12 protein-coding genes are annotated in these 14921 nt (G+C 63.5%); 2 read left to right on the top strand and 10 right to left on the bottom strand.

Features of this window, described 5'->3' with window-relative positions:
- Positions 1-106: 106 nt before the first annotated feature.
- A complete protein-coding gene (gene uvrB, locus RI444_RS10565) occupies positions 107-2206 on the bottom strand; it encodes an excinuclease ABC subunit UvrB (protein WP_062096835.1) in 2100 nt (699 codons plus the stop codon).
- Positions 2207-2296: 90 nt separating this feature from the next.
- Positions 2297-3508: a dephospho-CoA kinase gene (gene coaE / locus RI444_RS10560; RefSeq protein WP_207604770.1), complete on the bottom strand. Its 1212-nt coding sequence runs from the start codon at positions 3506-3508 to the stop codon at positions 2297-2299.
- Between the two features lie 22 nt (positions 3509-3530).
- Here coaE and RI444_RS10555 point away from each other — a divergent pair, with 22 nt between their 5' ends.
- On the top strand, positions 3531-4220 hold the full coding sequence (locus RI444_RS10555) for an IMPACT family protein (RefSeq protein ID WP_207604769.1): 690 nt from the start codon (positions 3531-3533) through the stop codon (positions 4218-4220).
- Between the two features lie 129 nt (positions 4221-4349).
- Here the strand turns inward: RI444_RS10555 and rpsA are convergent, their stop codons facing one another.
- The 3 genes from rpsA to polA all read right to left on the bottom strand — a co-directional run bounded on the left by rpsA (position 4350) and on the right by polA (position 10051).
- Positions 4350-5825 carry a 30S ribosomal protein S1 gene (gene rpsA / locus RI444_RS10550; RefSeq protein ID WP_021470388.1) on the bottom strand — a complete coding sequence of 492 codons (1476 nt, stop codon included), beginning with the start codon at positions 5823-5825 and terminating at the stop codon, positions 4350-4352.
- A gap of 195 nt (positions 5826-6020) precedes the next feature.
- Positions 6021-7331, bottom strand: a complete 1311-nt coding sequence (locus RI444_RS10545; RefSeq protein WP_207604768.1) for a GNAT family N-acetyltransferase — start codon at positions 7329-7331, stop codon at positions 6021-6023.
- Positions 7332-7414: 83 nt separating this feature from the next.
- Positions 7415-10051: a DNA polymerase I gene (gene polA / locus RI444_RS10540; RefSeq protein ID WP_021470386.1), complete on the bottom strand. Its 2637-nt coding sequence runs from the start codon at positions 10049-10051 to the stop codon at positions 7415-7417.
- A 157-nt stretch (positions 10052-10208) separates the two neighbouring features.
- On the opposite strand from polA, the gene RI444_RS10535 reads away from it, so the two are divergent.
- Positions 10209-10673 (top strand): hotdog fold thioesterase, encoded by a 465-nt coding sequence (locus tag RI444_RS10535; protein WP_031215923.1) that lies wholly within the window; start codon positions 10209-10211, stop codon positions 10671-10673.
- Positions 10674-10716: 43 nt separating this feature from the next.
- On the opposite strand, the gene RI444_RS10530 is transcribed toward RI444_RS10535, so the two are convergent.
- The 5 genes from RI444_RS10530 to RI444_RS10510 all read right to left on the bottom strand — a co-directional run bounded on the left by RI444_RS10530 (position 10717) and on the right by RI444_RS10510 (position 14758).
- Positions 10717-11283 (bottom strand): dihydrofolate reductase family protein, encoded by a 567-nt coding sequence (locus RI444_RS10530; RefSeq protein WP_207604767.1) that lies wholly within the window; start codon positions 11281-11283, stop codon positions 10717-10719.
- Between the two features lie 31 nt (positions 11284-11314).
- Positions 11315-12220: a hypothetical protein gene (locus RI444_RS10525; protein WP_242703095.1), complete on the bottom strand. Its 906-nt coding sequence runs from the start codon at positions 12218-12220 to the stop codon at positions 11315-11317.
- Entirely contained in the window at positions 12217-13245 is a 1029-nt protein-coding gene (locus RI444_RS10520) for a hypothetical protein (RefSeq protein ID WP_207604766.1), read from the bottom strand. Before RI444_RS10520 ends, RI444_RS10525 begins: the two co-directional genes overlap by 4 nt.
- Positions 13246-13337: 92 nt before the next feature.
- Entirely contained in the window at positions 13338-13559 is a 222-nt protein-coding gene (locus RI444_RS10515) for a hypothetical protein (RefSeq protein WP_021470381.1), read from the bottom strand.
- Complete coding sequence (locus RI444_RS10510) at positions 13556-14758, bottom strand: inorganic phosphate transporter (RefSeq protein WP_021470380.1); 1203 nt, start codon at positions 14756-14758, stop codon at positions 13556-13558. The genes RI444_RS10515 and RI444_RS10510 overlap by 4 nt, the downstream gene beginning before the upstream one ends.
- Positions 14759-14921 lie beyond the last annotated feature (163 nt).

The raw sequence follows: 14921 nt of genomic DNA, 5'->3' as shown, positions 1-14921 counted from the left end.
TCCAAGGCGCGATGTGGCGGCCCGCTAGGCCCGGCGAGGCATCTGTGCCTTGCGTGTTGACGGACGTAGCGCTTGGGATACTCCCCTACGTTGAGCCAACTTTACCCTAGGCGTGGCCGGCCGACTGCATCTGGCGTAACTCGCGCTTCAACTCCTTGACTTCGTCCCGGATCCGGGCTGCGACTTCGAACTGAAGCTCAGCAGCGGCACCGTGCATTTGTTCCGTGAGCTGTTCGATCAGCCCCACCAGGTCTTCGGCAGGCGCTGCCGCAAGACCGTCCTGGCGGACGGTGGCGGCAGCCTTCGTCGAGGATTTGCCCCGCTTGCCGCCCTTAGCGAGCCTGTTGTTGTTCAGCAGCTCCTGGGTGTCGGCGTCTTCCTTGGCCAGCTGGTCGGTGATATCCGCGATCCTCTTGCGGAGCGGCTGGGGATCGATGCCGTGATCCTTGTTGTACTTCACCTGGATGGCCCTGCGGCGGTTTGTCTCATCGATGGCCTGTGCCATCGAATCAGTGATCTTGTCCGCGTACATGTGCACCTGGCCTGAGACGTTACGCGCCGCACGGCCGATGGTCTGGATCAGGGAGGTGGAGGACCGCAGGAAGCCTTCCTTGTCCGCATCGAGGATGCTCACCAACGACACTTCCGGCAGGTCCAGGCCTTCGCGGAGGAGGTTGATGCCCACCAGGACATCGAAGACACCCATCCTCAGCTCGCGCAGCAGTTCCACGCGGCGCAGGGTATCGACGTCCGAGTGCAGGTACTCCACTTTGACGCCGTGGCCCATGAGGTAGTCCGTCAGGTCCTCGGCCATCCTCTTGGTGAGCGTGGTCACCAGGACGCGCTCGTCCTTGGCGGTTCGAATCCTGATCTCGTCCAGGAGATCGTCAATCTGGCCCTTGGTCGGCTTGACCACCACCTCGGGGTCCACCAGGCCCGTAGGCCGGATGATCTGCTGGACGTACCCGTCCGCCTTGCCGAGCTCGTACTTACCCGGCGTTGCTGACAAGTAGACGGTCTGGCCGATGCGTTCGAGGAACTCGTCCCACTTCAGCGGCCGGTTGTCCATGGCCGAAGGCAAACGGAAACCGAAGTCCACCAGGTTGCGCTTACGGGACATGTCGCCCTCGTACATGGCACCGATCTGGGGGATGGTCACGTGGGACTCATCAACCACCAGCAGGAAGTCATCCGGGAAGTAGTCCAGCAAGCAGTGCGGAGCCGTGCCCGGTTCACGCCCATCAATATGCGCGGAATAGTTTTCGATGCCGTTGCAGAAGCCCATCTGCTGCATCATTTCGAGGTCGTAGGTGGTCCGCATCCGCAGCCTCTGGGCCTCAACAAGCTTGTTTTGGCTTTCAAGGACCTTCAGGCGGTCGGCGAGTTCGTCTTCGATCCTCTTGATGGCCCGGGACATCCGTTCGGGACCGGCAACGTAGTGCGAGGCAGGGAAGACATACATTTCCTCCTCGTCGCGAATAACCTCACCGGTGAGCGGGTGGAGGGTCTGGATGTTCTCGATCTCGTCGCCGAAGAATTCGATCCGCAGCGCCAGTTCCTCGTACATGGGAATGATCTCCACGGTGTCGCCGCGGACCCGGAAGGTCCCGCGGTGGAAGTCCATGTCGTTCCGTGTGTACTGCATCGAGACGAACTTGCGGAGGAGGTGGTCGCGGTTCATCTCAGCGCCCTTGCGCAGCGTGACCATGCCCGCAATGTATTCCTCGGGAGTTCCCAGACCGTAGATGCAGGAAACCGTGGCAACCACAATCACGTCCCTGCGGGTCAGCAGCGCGTTGGTGGCCGAGTGGCGGAGCCTTTCAACTTCCTCGTTAATGGAGGAGTCCTTTTCGATGAAGGTATCCGTCTGCGCTACGTAGGCCTCCGGCTGGTAGTAGTCGTAGTAGGAAACGAAGTACTCCACCGCGTTGTTGGGCAGGAGCTCACGGAACTCGTTGGCCAACTGTGCTGCCAGCGTCTTGTTCTGGACAAGGACCAGCGTGGGTCGCTGTACCTTCTCGATGAGCCAGGCAGTGGTGGCGCTCTTGCCTGTACCGGTGGCCCCCAGAAGGACAACATCCTTTTCGCCGTTGTTGATGCGCTCCGTAAGCTCGGCAATCGCCGCCGGTTGATCGCCGGCAGGCTTATACTCACTGACTACTTCAAACGGTGCGACGACGCGGTTGATTTCCTGGGCAAGGCTCATGAATTCAATCTACCCCCGCCTGCGGACACCTGCTGTCCGGAATAGGCATCTTCAGCCAAGGGAGAACCGTCACATTGCACTCTTCGCAGGCTAGTGGGAATACGGCTCCGGAAGCCAGCCCGTCCGGGTCGCCCACTCCTCCATCAGGGGCCAGGCTACGTCAGTGAACCAAGGTTCCTTCGCTTCCGCGTACCCGTCCGTGCCTGAATCCCCGGCGTACTCGTTAGCGAGCTTGAGTTTGTGGGCTTCATAGAGGGCGCGCCCCTCGGGATCCGCCCTGAGCCAGTCACGGAACATGAGCACGTAGCGCCACCCCGGTGAGCCGGCGACCCGGACGTGGAGGTTGACCGGCCGTCCGGGGTCGGCATTCGCGTGGAACCGCTTTTGCCAGCCGGCGGGGTCGGGATGGGACGGTTTGGGGGTATCCCCTGTGACGCCGGGAACGGCCGGAAATCCGACGGCGGCAAGGAGCGGTGCGATGCGGTCTGCCGTCTGCAGATCCTTCACCGCAAGTTGCAGGTCAATGACGTCCTTCGCAGGCAGCCCGGGTATGGCGGTGGATCCAACGTGGTCGACGGCAAGGGCATCCGGTACCGCTGCCTTGATGCGGCCGATAAGGCGCTCCGCAGCCGCGCTCCAGTCGGACTGCGGCGCTGCAATAACCGGTCCGGCAGTGCGGGGCGCACGTGTCCCCTGGGTGAGATGGGCGGCGAAGGGCACGAGCCGTTCGTTCCAGAGGGAATCGACTTTGGTGAGCAGCTCTTCCCGGCTGCCGGCGTTGTCAAGGACGACGTCGGCAGCCGCCAGCCGATCATCACGGCCGGCCTGCGCAGCCATCCGGGAGCGGGCGTCCGCGGGCGTCATCGCCCGGTCATCGACCATGCGCTGCACCCTGAGGTCCTCCGGCGCGTCCACCACGACGACCAGGTGGAAGGCACTCCCCTGCCGGGTCTCAACAAGCAGGGGGATGTCCTGCACCACGATGCCCCCCTGGGTCACGCCGGCCAGCATCTCGGCTGCGGCGGCACGGACCAAGGGGTGGATGATGCCGTTGAGCACCTCCCGCCTGGACGGGTCCTGGAACACAATCGCGCCCAGCGCGGGGCGGTCAAGGGTGCCGTCGCTCCGGATCACGTCCGGACCGAAGGCGTCGGCCACCTGGGCCAGGCCGGGCGTGCCGGGTTCCACCACTTGCCGCGCGAGGACATCGGCGTCGATGAGTACTGCTCCCAATTCGCGCAACCGCGACGCCACCAACGACTTCCCTGAGGCGATACCGCCCGTCAACCCGATCTTCAGCACCCCTCCACACTAGACTGAAGCGGTGGAAACCCAGGACGACAGCCGAGCAACCAGCTACACAACCCTGGCGGCCGGGTCCGATTTCCGCCACGAACTCGAGATCCGCCGCTCCCGTTTCATTACGGTGCTCCGCCGTTCGCCGGATGAGGACACTGCCCGGTCCCTGGTGGCCGATCTCCGCCGGGAATTCCACGATGCCCGGCACCATTGCTCCGCCTTCGTCATCGGCCCGGACCGTATGATCCAACGGTCGTCCGATGACGGTGAGCCCTCCGGCACGGCCGGAATTCCCATGCTTGAGGCGCTCATCAAGCGCGAGACGGCGGACGGGGTCACCGACCTGAGCGACGTCAGTGCCGTCGTCGTGCGTTATTTCGGTGGAATCCTGCTGGGAGCGGGCGGCTTGGTCAGGGCCTATTCCGAATCGGTTTCCAAAGCCCTGGACCTTGCTCCCTTGGTGGAACGGAAACGCCTGCGCCTCTGTGACATCGGCGTGCCGCACGCGGACGCCGGACGACTGGAAAACGAACTTCGCAGCGGGGGCTTCGTCATGGCGGAAACGCTGTACGAAGCCCGGCAGGCCGTACTCAGGGTTGCCCTGCCTGACGAGCCCCCCGTACTGGAAGAAGCCCAGGACCGGGTTGCGGCCTTGACGGCGGGTGCCTCGGTGCTGAATCCGCAGGGAACTGAATGGGTTGACGTTCCCCGCTAGGTTCCTGCCTGCCCGCCGGTGCGGAACGGCCGTTGTGCCGCACCACCGTCCGGACGCAGAAGGACCCCCACCGAATGCGGTGGGGGTCCTTCTTGGGCTATTCAGCTCAACCCCGAAGGGCGGGCGGAATTAGTTGCCGGTGAGCTTCTCGCGCAGTGCAGCGAGGGCCTCGTCGGAAGCCAGCGTGCCTGCGTTGGACTCGGCAGCAGCCGGCTCCGAGGAGTAGCTGGTAGCGCCGGAGTCGCCTTCGCCGGACGTTGCAGCAGCGGCGTCGTCAGCAGCGTGCTGTGCAACCTGCTTCTTGTGTGCTTCCCAGCGGGTCTGGGCGTCAGCGTACTGCTGCTCCCAGGCTGCGCGCTGTGCTTCGTAACCCTCGAGCCATTCGTTCGACTCGGGGTCGAAGCCCTCGGGGTACTTGTAGTTGCCCTCTTCGTCGTACTCTGCGGCCATGCCGTACAGAGCGGGATCGAACTCGGTGCTGTCAGCGTCAACGCCCTCGTTGGCCTGCTTGAGGGAGAGGGAGATGCGGCGACGCTCGAGGTCGATGTCGATGACCTTGACGAACAGTTCGTCGCCAACGGAGACAACCTGCTCGGCGAGCTCCACGTGGCGGACAGCCAGCTCGGAGATGTGCACGAGGCCTTCGATGCCGTCTTCGACGCGAACGAACGCACCGAACGGAACCAGCTTGGTGACCTTACCCGGAACAACCTGGCCGAGGGCGTGGGTGCGGGCGAAGGTCTGCCACGGATCTTCCTGCGTAGCCTTGAGCGACAGGGAGACACGCTCGCGGTCCAGATCCACTTCGAGGACCTCGACGGTGACTTCCTGGCCAACCTCGACAACCTCGGACGGGTGGTCGATGTGCTTCCAGGAGAGCTCGGAAACGTGGACGAGGCCGTCTACGCCGCCAAGGTCCACGAAGGCACCGAAGTTGACGATGGAGGAAACGACGCCCGGACGAACCTGGCCCTTTTCCAGCTTGTTGAGGAACGTGGAGCGGACCTCGGACTGGGTCTGCTCGAGCCATGCACGGCGGGAAAGAACAACGTTGTTGCGGTTCTTGTCCAGCTCGATGATCTTGGCTTCGATCTGCTGACCGATGTACGGAGCGAGGTCGCGGACGCGACGCATCTCGACGAGGGATGCCGGCAGGAAGCCGCGCAGTCCGATGTCCAGGATGAGGCCACCCTTGACAACCTCGATGACGGTACCGGTAACGACACCGTCTTCTTCCTTGACCTTCTCGATGTCGCCCCAGGCGCGCTCGTACTGTGCGCGCTTCTTGGAGAGGATCAGACGGCCTTCTTTGTCTTCCTTGGTGAGAACCAGGGCTTCGACCTGATCGCCAACGGCGACAACTTCGCCGGGGTCAACGTCGTGCTTGATGGAAAGCTCGCGGGAAGGGATGACACCTTCGGTCTTGTAACCGATGTCGAGCAGGACTTCGTCGCGGTCGACCTTGACGACAGTACCTTCGACGAGGTCTCCGTCGTTGAAGTACTTGATGGTGGCGTCGACTGCTGCGAGGAAGTCCTCAGCGGTGCCGATGTCGTTGATCGCGACGACGGGGGCACCGGGCTTCTCGGTGGAGGTGATGGTCATGTAGTAGGGGCTCCGTTGTGGATAGTATGTCGGTCAGGCAAACCGCTGCCGCCCGGCTCCGGACGGCAGAACACGGCAAAGTGCCGGGTCATCCTGATTTGTGGATTGTTACAAAATGGCTGCGCGCACGTAGTACACGCCCGTTTATTGTAGTTGATTCTGCAAAGCAGGGTCAAAAGGACGTGTGCGCTTCCCCTAGAAGTGCGTCAGGCAGTGCGCCGGCCGTTCAACCGCGAACAACTGCTGGGCCCGGAAAGCTGCCTTGGGGCTCAGTTCCTTGACGCGGCCGGCCGCAGCCAGCGTGACAGGTGAAACGGCGCCGAGGTAGATCGAAGCCAGGTCGGCCACGTCCAGTTCGAGGTCCGCCTCACGTGCGGTGACCTTGCGTACGGTTGCCGCCGGTTCGCCGTCGGAATCAAGCTCCCAGGTACCGTGCGCATGTCCGAGTGCATCCGCAACCCGCAGGACGAGCTTGTCCGCCGCTGCGTACTGCCGCGCCGACAACGCGGCGGGCACGTCCAGGATGCGCAGCCACAGCATGTCACGGACATCGGAGTCCACCAGGCAGCGGGGATCCTCCATGGCCCATGCCAAAGGATCATGGACCGGTGCTTCCGCCCACATCAGCACATCAACAAGGTCGATGCTCCCCAGGAAGCGCCACAGGTCAAGGTAGGCCGCGTCACTGCCGGCGACGAGATCCACGATTTCCATGGTGTAGGGCTTGGTGTCCCAGCCCTTGAAACGGTAGGAGACGTAGCCGTCAGGAGCGCCGTCGGCACCGTAGTGGAGGGCGCACCGCACAGCGGTGTCCGGTTTGCCGTCATGCCCGATGGAGCCCGACGCCAGGAGGCGGTAATACTCCTGGCGCCCGATGGACCCCGGCGTGGCACGCTGCACACGGTCGAAAATTTGCGGAGCAAGCTCCAGCAGGACAGCAGGATCAGCAACCTCCACCGTCCCCGTCATGCTGCCCCGAAGCCGGAAGCGGGCGCCGGAATCCACCGTGATGTTCCGCTCGTAGGTGGCCACGCCGAAACCGAAGCGTCCGTAGATGCTGCCTTCGGAAGCGGTCAGGGCTGCGATCGCGATGCCGTCGTCCTTTGCGGCTTCCAGGTCCGCGGTGATCATTCCGCGCAGGATGCCTTGGCGCCGGTGGGTTCCCCGGACGGTGACGGCCGTTACCAGGCTTGCCTCCAGTTGCCTGCCAAAGCCGATGTTCAGTGGCTTCCGCATGGTGGCATACGTGGCGACAGGGACGTCTGCGGCGAGGGAATGCGGGGGCACGTCGCCGTTGATGTAAATGCCTGTCAGGGTGCGCTGGTCCGCCTTGTAGGCCGCCAGCGTTTTCCGGATGTAGTCTTCGTCCCGCCGGTTTTGGTGAAACCCGTGGGAGACCGCCTGCACCCATGCGGCGCTACGGTCGAAATCGGGGCTGCCCTGCGTGGCGGCAGCGAATTGGTGGACGGTGTATTTTCCTGGTTTTTCTTCCTTGGGATCAGCCACGCACCCGAGCCTAGCCAGAGCCGAAGGGGCGCGCCAGCCTTCCGGCGGCGCGCCCCTTGGCCGGACCTCTTGGTGGGACGTGCTTAGTGGCCTGCCTCGTACCAGCTGGCACCGATGCCGATCTGGACATCAAGGGGAACCGACAGATCCGCCGCCGCGCCCATCTGCTCGGCTACGAGCTTCTCCACGGCTTCCCGTTCGCCGGGGGCAACTTCCAGCACCAGCTCGTCATGAACCTGCAGCAGCATGCGCGACTTCAGGCCCTGGCCGGCGAGTTCCGCGGCCACGCCGAGCATTGCCCGCTTGATGATGTCTGCTGCCGACCCCTGGATGGGGGAGTTCAAGGCAATGCGTTCGGCCGCTTCGCGGGCCTGACGGTTGGTGCTTGTCAGGTCCGGAAGGTAGCGCCGCCGACCCTCGATGGTTGCCGTGTAGCCGTCCACGCGGGCCTGGTCCACGACGCCCCTCAGGTAATCGCGGACACCGCCGAAGCGGTCGAAGTAGTCCTTCATGAGGGTCCGGGCCTCGTCCACGGAAATCTCCAGTTGCTTGGACAAGCCAAAGGAAGTGAGTCCGTAGGCAAGCCCGTAGGACATCGCCTTGACCTTGGAACGCATGGCGCTCGTGACTTCCGCAGGAGCCACGTTGAAGATTCGTGAACCGACAAAGCGGTGCAGGTCCTCGCCGTCCCGGTACGCCTGGATCAAAGCTTCGTCCCCGGACAAATGCGCCATGATGCGCATCTCAATCTGGGAGTAGTCGGCGGACAGCAGGCATTCGTAGCCGTCGCTGACAACGAAGATGCTGCGCACGCGTCGGCCTTCTTCGCTGCGGACAGGGATGTTCTGCAGATTGGGGTTGTTGGAGGAGATGCGGCCCGTTGCTGCGATGTTCTGGGCATAGGTGGTGTGGATCCTGCCATCCTCCGCCACGGACTTCTTCAGCGTCTCCACCATCTGGGCGAGCTTGGACGATTCACGGTGCGCCATGAGCTGGACCAGGAATTCGTGCCCGGTCTTCTCCAACAGGGCCTTCAGCGAAGCGGCATCGGTGGTGTACCCCGACTTGATCTTCTTGGTCTTGGGCAGCCCGAGTTCCTCGAACAGGACTGTTTGCAGCTGCTTGGGCGAACCAAGGTTGACTTCATGTCCGATCGCCGCGAAGGCCTGTTCCTGGGCGTTCTCGATCACCTTGGTGAGATCGGCGAGCTGCTCATTCATCCGGTCCATGGAGACGTAGATGCCGGTGAGCTCCATCTGCGCCAGGACGCGGGCCACGGGAAGTTCCAGCGTGGTCAGGAGGGCATCGGCCTTCCGCTCGGCAAGTTCCTTCTCGAAGTGCTTGCTGAGGGCATGCACGACGGCGGCATGCTGGACCAGCGCTGCGGCGGCAGCCTGGTCGCCGGCGAGGTCCAGCTCCAGTTGGCCGGAAGGCGCAGCCACGGGGCCTAGGGTGATCTTCAGGTGGACCTGGGCCAGCTCGGCGAGATCGTAGCTGCGGCGGTCCGGCTGGATGAGGTAGCCGGAGATGGAGGTGTCATCCACCACTCCCTCCAGTCCCAGTCCCCTGTTGTGCAGTGCTTTCAGCGCGGCTTTGAACTCGTGGACCACCTTGGCTTCCTCAGGGTCCTGCAGCCACGTTGCAAGCACTGATTCGGCGGCGGCGTCCAAGGAGGTCAGCTCGATGAAGGCGGCACCGTTGTTGCGGACTACGGCAACCGCAGCAGCGTCCTCGCCGATGCGGCCCGGAACCTGCTGGATTGCGAGGGCGGAGCGGACACCCGATCCGGCCGCAAAGAACTCTTCCAAAGCGGCCGCGTCGGTGAGCGTGTTGAATTCGGGAGCCTCGATGGTGTCCGGCGCTGCACCTGCGGTGTCGTCGCCGTAGAGGTCGAAAAGGCGGGTGCGGAGCGTGCGGAACTCGAGTTCCTCGAACAGCTCCTCAATGGCTTGCCGGTCCGGGCGCGGCTCATGGAGGTCCGCCAGTGATACGGGCAGTTCCAGATCCGTGAGCAACTGGTTGAGCCTGCGGTTGCGCTTGACGTTCTCGACGTTCTCCTTGAGGGCGCCGCCAACCTTGCCGCCGATGGAATCGAGGTTCTCGAGGATTCCCTCCAGGCCGCCGTAGAGGTTGATCCATTTTGCCGCCGTCTTGGGGCCGACGCCGGGCACGCCCGGAAGGTTGTCCGCGGATTCGCCCACCAGCGCGGCGAGGTCAGAGTAGAAAGCCGGTTTGACGAAGTACTTTTCCTCGATGGCTGCAGCATCGAGTTTGGGAATGTTGCTGACTCCCTGCTTGGGATAAAGCACGAAGACGTTGTCATTGATCAACTGGAAGGAATCCCGGTCTCCGGAGACCAGGAGCACCTCGAAACCCTCGGTGTCGGCCTGGGCGGCGAGGGTTGCGAGGATGTCGTCGGCTTCGTAGCCGGGCAGGGCTATGGTCTTGATTCCCCATGCTTCCATCACCCGGGCGATGAGGCCGATCTGGCCTTGGAATTCGGGCGGTGTGGCGTTGCGTCCACCCTTGTATTCGCTGTATTCGGCCTTCCGGAACGTGGTGTCGTCGGAGACATCGAACGCCACTGCCACGTGCGTGGGCTTCTGGTCCTTGATGAGGTTGATCAGCATGGACGTGAATCCGTGGACTGCGTTGGTGTGCTGCCCCCGGGCGGTGGAGAAGTTCTCCGCAGGGAGCGCGTAGAAGGCGCGGAAGGCCATGGAGTGGCCATCCAGGACCAGCAGCCTGGGCCGCTCCTCCCCCGTGATGTTCGCTCGGGATGCGGAAGAGGGGGCTGCCGTGGCGATGGCAGAAGCTTGGGCCGTTGGAACCTGGTCCGGTTTGGTTGTTTCACTCACAGGTGCCAGCCTAGTTGGCATGATGGACAATTTCACGCCGAACCAGTTTGTGGATGAGCTCAGGCAAGCAGGCGTACCGGAAGAATTCCACGAGTGGCTATCGGCCGGCGGCGTGGGCGCACTGGTGGTCAAAATGGGCATCCGCTTCAGCGAACTGGGCGCCGAACGCAGCGTCGCCACCATGCCGGTGGAGGGCAACACCCAGGTAGCCGGCATCCTTCATGGCGGGGCGCACGCAGTCCTCGCCGAGACCTTGGGTTCCTTCGCGGCATCCGTTCACGCAGGTCCAGGCCGCCATGCAGTGGGCATCGAGCTCAGCGCAACCCATCACCGCTCCATTGCTGCCGGAACCGTCACAGGAACCTGCACGGCAATCCACCTTGGCGGCACGCTGGCAACGCACGAGATTGTGATCACTGACGAGCAGGGTCGGAGGCTCTCCACCGCGCGGATCACCAACATGATCCGCGATAACCGTCACTGACCGCTTGTCGGGCGGAGCCGGCGGGCAAAGTGCCGGCAAGGCGTCAGCCGCGCTTTTCCGGCATCCTCTTTTCCGGCATCCTGTAGTGCAGTTCGGCCGCGGCCCCGCCAAGGATCTTCGATGAGACCAACTCCAGCGGCGCCGTCGGGCCGTTAAGCGGCAGCAGCCGCTTACCCGCTCCCAGCACCACCGGAATGATCGTGACGATCATCTCGTCCAGCAGCCCCGCGTTGGCAAATTGGGCTACCAGGTCCCCGCCGCCGACCAGCCACACGTTCTTGTCCCCGGCATCCGCCAACAGGTCCGGGGCGAATTCGCGGACGTCGCCACGGACGAATGTCACGTCGGCGCCTGCCGGGGCGGAATATTCGTGATGGGTAAAAACCCAGCACGGGATGTTCGGGTAAGGCCACTTCCCGGCCTCGTGCACCATGAGCCATCGGTAGGTGTCCCCACCCATCGCAATGCACCCGACGCCGGAGAAGAAGGACTCATAGCTTCCGCTTACACCTTCCACCTTGTCGAATTGGAGCAACCAGCCCAGATCGTCATCCGGGGAAGCGATGAAGCCGTCAATGGTGGACGCCACGTAGTACTGGAAGATCGACATGGCCCCAGACTAGCCAAAACCCACCGACAATTCAGTCCGCGCTTGCGTTGCCGTATTCCACCCGCACGCTCCCGTCGTCCCTCAGCACCACCACGCGGCCTTGGGCCAGGGTCCACCGATCGTTGAGCAGGAAGATCCGCCCACCGCTGACCACGAGCAGCCGCAAGCCGGAATAGCGGTACAGCGGAGCCGCATCCGTTCCAGCTGACTCCTCACGGACGTTGGGTGCAGTGACGCCCAGGCGCTCTTTGCTGTAGACCACTGCGGTGGGCAAAAGCCCGGAGCGCTCCTGGTAGTCGAAGGCGGCGCCGCGGCCCAGTGCCTGGGCGTAGTCGGAGGTGCCCCAGAACAGCAGGAGGGTGACAAGGACAAAAACGAGGGACCGTTCCAAGGCGCGTGGCGTGACCCGCAGTGTGCGGACGGCAGGAGCCGCTGCACGCCGTCGGACACTCAGGCCCCAGGCCCCGACTATCAGGCCTGCAGCAATCAGGAACGGCACGTACAGCAAAGTCCGGCCCGGCTGGGTAACAACGACCACCCACATCACGGCAGCAAACGCGAATCCCAGCACCAAGACCACCAGCGCTGTGCGGTGCAACAGCGTCCTGTGCCTTGAGGCGTCCAGAAGCCGGGAAACAGCCCGGTCCAGCATCAGCCACAGCAAGCCGATCACCGTGAGCCATGCCAAGGGCTGGAAGAGCGACTGGATGCTCCGAAGAATGAAATCCTGCACGGTGTAGCCAAAGAGGCTGACGTCGAGGCCCATTGCCTTTGCCTGCGCGTCGGTACGTGCCCAGCCGAAATAGACCAGCAGTGCCGTGGCCACCGTCAAGGGCGGACCAATCACGGACAAAACGTCCAGGGTCCGCTGCCACCGGGTGTTGACGAGGCTGCGATCGTCCTCCTCCGGAGCTCCTGCCGCCGTTTGTCCGCTCACGGCAACGCCGTGGGTGACGCTTCACTGGGAGCGGTACTGGGCGAAGGGGCCGGTTGTGTCCCGCCCGGTTGCGTCCCACCCGGCTGGGGCGACGGCGTTTGGCTTGGCCCGGTGGAAGGCGGAGGTGACGAGGGCGCGGTGTCCTCATAGTAGAAGGTCACTGTTCCACTGATATCCACTGTGTCAGTGATGGAAATCCGGAGGGTGTCCCGCCCGTTGGCCGGAGGAATCCTGAGGTACATCGTCTGGTAGTCGCCTCCACCGGACACAATTTCCGGGAAGGCGGGTTCTCCGTCAAAGAGGATGTCGCCTACGCGGACGTAGTAGCCGTCCAGCCGCACGATTGTGCCGCCCGAACGTGGTCCGGAGGCCCGGAGTTGGCCCGGCACCGCCGTCAGGTCCTCGTTCACTACTGTCAGGCCGCTAAGGTGGCGCGGGCACGCCTCGCCGGGAGGCGAGGTGGCCTTGATGGGCAGGCCCGGGCTGGCCCGGTGCTGCGCAATGACTGCGGCGGATGTTGCTGCAACCGTGGACTCCAGGCACTGCGTCTGCGGGATGCGCGGAGTCGCCGCGACCGCCACTGACGCTTGAAGCCAATCCTGCTCGGAACCGCTCTGCACTGCGCGGCATACGGCCGCTGCCGCTTGCCAGACAGTCACGTCTGCCGCCCCTTGGACGCTGTCCGGCCGGACGCTTTCAGCCAGGGCGTCGCACTGGAACTGCTGCAGCAGCAGGTAACGCTGTCCCGCCGTCGGGTCATTGGGTCCGACCGGTCCGACCGGCACCCAGCGGACCACCGGCGCCTCAGCTTGCGGTGCCGCGGGACCGGCCGGGCCGGCGGGCTGCGCCGCTGTAGGTTCGACGGCGGGAGGCTGGGTGGTTGCCGCAGCAGAGGTTGGTTCCGGCGCCGGGTTGGGTGAGGGGCTGTTGAAGTCGGAACCGGGGGGAAGGCAGGCAGAAAGGCCCAGCATCAGGACCGGCGCCAAGGCCAGTCCGATGAGGTGGCTTAGGGATCGGCTCTTCATGACAGCCCCGCATCTGCCGGATCACCAGGGTGCAGTGATGTAATTTCACTGCCGATTATTCTCCCGAATGGGCTTTACTGCCAGAGAGCGGGCTACTTTCCGAAGTAAGGAACGATCAGGTAGATCCCGAACAGCACAGCCAGCCCGCAGATGCCGAAGCAAACGTAGGCAAGGCTTTTGAAGAGTGCCGGCGACTTCTGCTGTACGTCGCCTGCTATCGCGGTCAGCCGGACACCCAGCGAGTAGAGGACCACGACCGTCACCGCGGACACGAGTGTCACCCCGGCAACCAGCAGCAATTCCAACCACTTCATCGCTGTGCACCTTTGTTCTTGTTGGACTTGGACTTTTTCTTCTTGCGGAACACAACCGCGTGGCCGGCTTCATCCACCTCGACGGCGTTGTGGTGGCCGACGTGCTCCCTGCGGGAGACCACGAACATGAAGAGAATGGCAGCGGTGCCTACGACAGCCGCAATGACCAGGCCAACGACGCCGGTATTGACCAGAAGCGCCGTCAGCCCGCCGACGATCGCGGATGCCGGCAAAGTGAAGAGCCAGCCCAAGGCGATCTTGCCAGCGGTACCCCAACGGACCGAGGTGCCTTTGCGTCCCAGGCCGGAGCCGATGACGGAGCCGGAGGCCACCTGCGTCGTGGAGAGTGCGAAGCCCAGGTGCGAGGAGGCAAGGATGGCCGTCGCGGTGCTGGTTTCGGCCGAGAACCCCTGGGCGGGCTTTACTTCCGTCAGGCCCGAGCCCATGGTGCGGATGATGCGCCAACCGCCAGCGTACGTACCAATGGCAATGGCGAACGCACAGGCTGCGATGACCCAGAACTGTGGGCCGGAGCCGGGAGTTTGGGTGCCGGCGGCGATGAGTACGAGGGTGATGATGCCCATGGTCTTCTGTGCGTCGTTGGTTCCGTGGGCCAAGGCCACGAGGCTCGATGTGAAGATCTGGCCGGTCCTGAAGCCCCCACGCTTCTGGGTCAGCTTGTCCCCGGTTTCGGGATCGTGCCGCGAGGTCAGCGCGTAGGCGAGCCTGGTACAGATGTAGGCCACGGCTCCTGCGATCAGCGGAGCGAAGAGGGCGGGAAGGATCACCTTCAAAAGCACTGTTTCGAAGTTAATGGAGTGGAGGCCGATACCCGCCACTGCCGCACCGATCAAACCACCGAACAGGGCGTGCGAGGAACTTGATGGAAGGCCCTTGAGCCAGGTGATCATGTTCCAGAGGACGGCGCCCATGAGCCCGGCAAAGATGATGTCCGGAGTGATATGGATACCGTCGGCGCCTTCCCGGATCAGGCCCCCGGAAATGGTCTTTGCCACCTCCGTGGAGAGGAACGCGCCCACCAGGTTCAGCACGGCGGCCAGCGCTACCGCAGTCTTGGGTTTGATCGCCCCCGTAGCAATGGGAGTTGCCATCGCATTGGCTGTGTCGTGAAACCCGTTGGTGAAGTCAAAGAAGAGGGCCAACGCTATGACAAGCGCGACCATGAAGGTGATTTCCACCTGTTGCCCAATCTGCAGAGTCGACGTTCAGCAGTTTCACTTCCCCATACCTGCCAAGCACAGCATAGTTCAGCAGCTGTTCAACTGGCTGGACTTGCCGGCTTCATCGTGCGGGCTGAAACCTTAAGAATCCTACGTGCCAGCCACCCTCCGGCCAAACGTG

The sequence above is a fragment of the Paenarthrobacter sp. AT5 genome (genome assembly GCF_032764245.1).
In the GTDB taxonomy this organism is placed as follows: domain Bacteria; phylum Actinomycetota; class Actinomycetes; order Actinomycetales; family Micrococcaceae; genus Arthrobacter; species Arthrobacter ureafaciens.
Note: the sequence above shows the minus strand (reverse complement) of the source record. Positions and strands in the feature narration are given on the sequence as shown.

Excerpts from the sequence above, each read along its gene's own strand:
- uvrB (WP_062096835.1), bottom strand. The coding sequence starts at position 2,206 with ATGAGCCTTGCCCAGGAAATCAACCGCGTCGTCGCACCGTTTGAAGTA.
- rpsA (WP_021470388.1), bottom strand. The coding sequence starts at position 5,825 with ATGACCATCACCTCCACCGAGAAGCCCGGTGCCCCCGTCGTCGCGATC.
- polA (WP_021470386.1), bottom strand. The coding sequence starts at position 10,051 with ATGGCCTTCCGCGCCTTCTACGCGCTCCCTGCGGAGAACTTCTCCACC.
- RI444_RS10535 (WP_031215923.1), top strand. The coding sequence starts at position 10,209 with ATGATGGACAATTTCACGCCGAACCAGTTTGTGGATGAGCTCAGGCAA.
- RI444_RS10530 (WP_207604767.1), bottom strand. The coding sequence starts at position 11,283 with ATGTCGATCTTCCAGTACTACGTGGCGTCCACCATTGACGGCTTCATC.
- RI444_RS10520 (WP_207604766.1), bottom strand. The coding sequence starts at position 13,245 with ATGAAGAGCCGATCCCTAAGCCACCTCATCGGACTGGCCTTGGCGCCG.
- RI444_RS10515 (WP_021470381.1), bottom strand. The coding sequence starts at position 13,559 with ATGAAGTGGTTGGAATTGCTGCTGGTTGCCGGGGTGACACTCGTGTCC.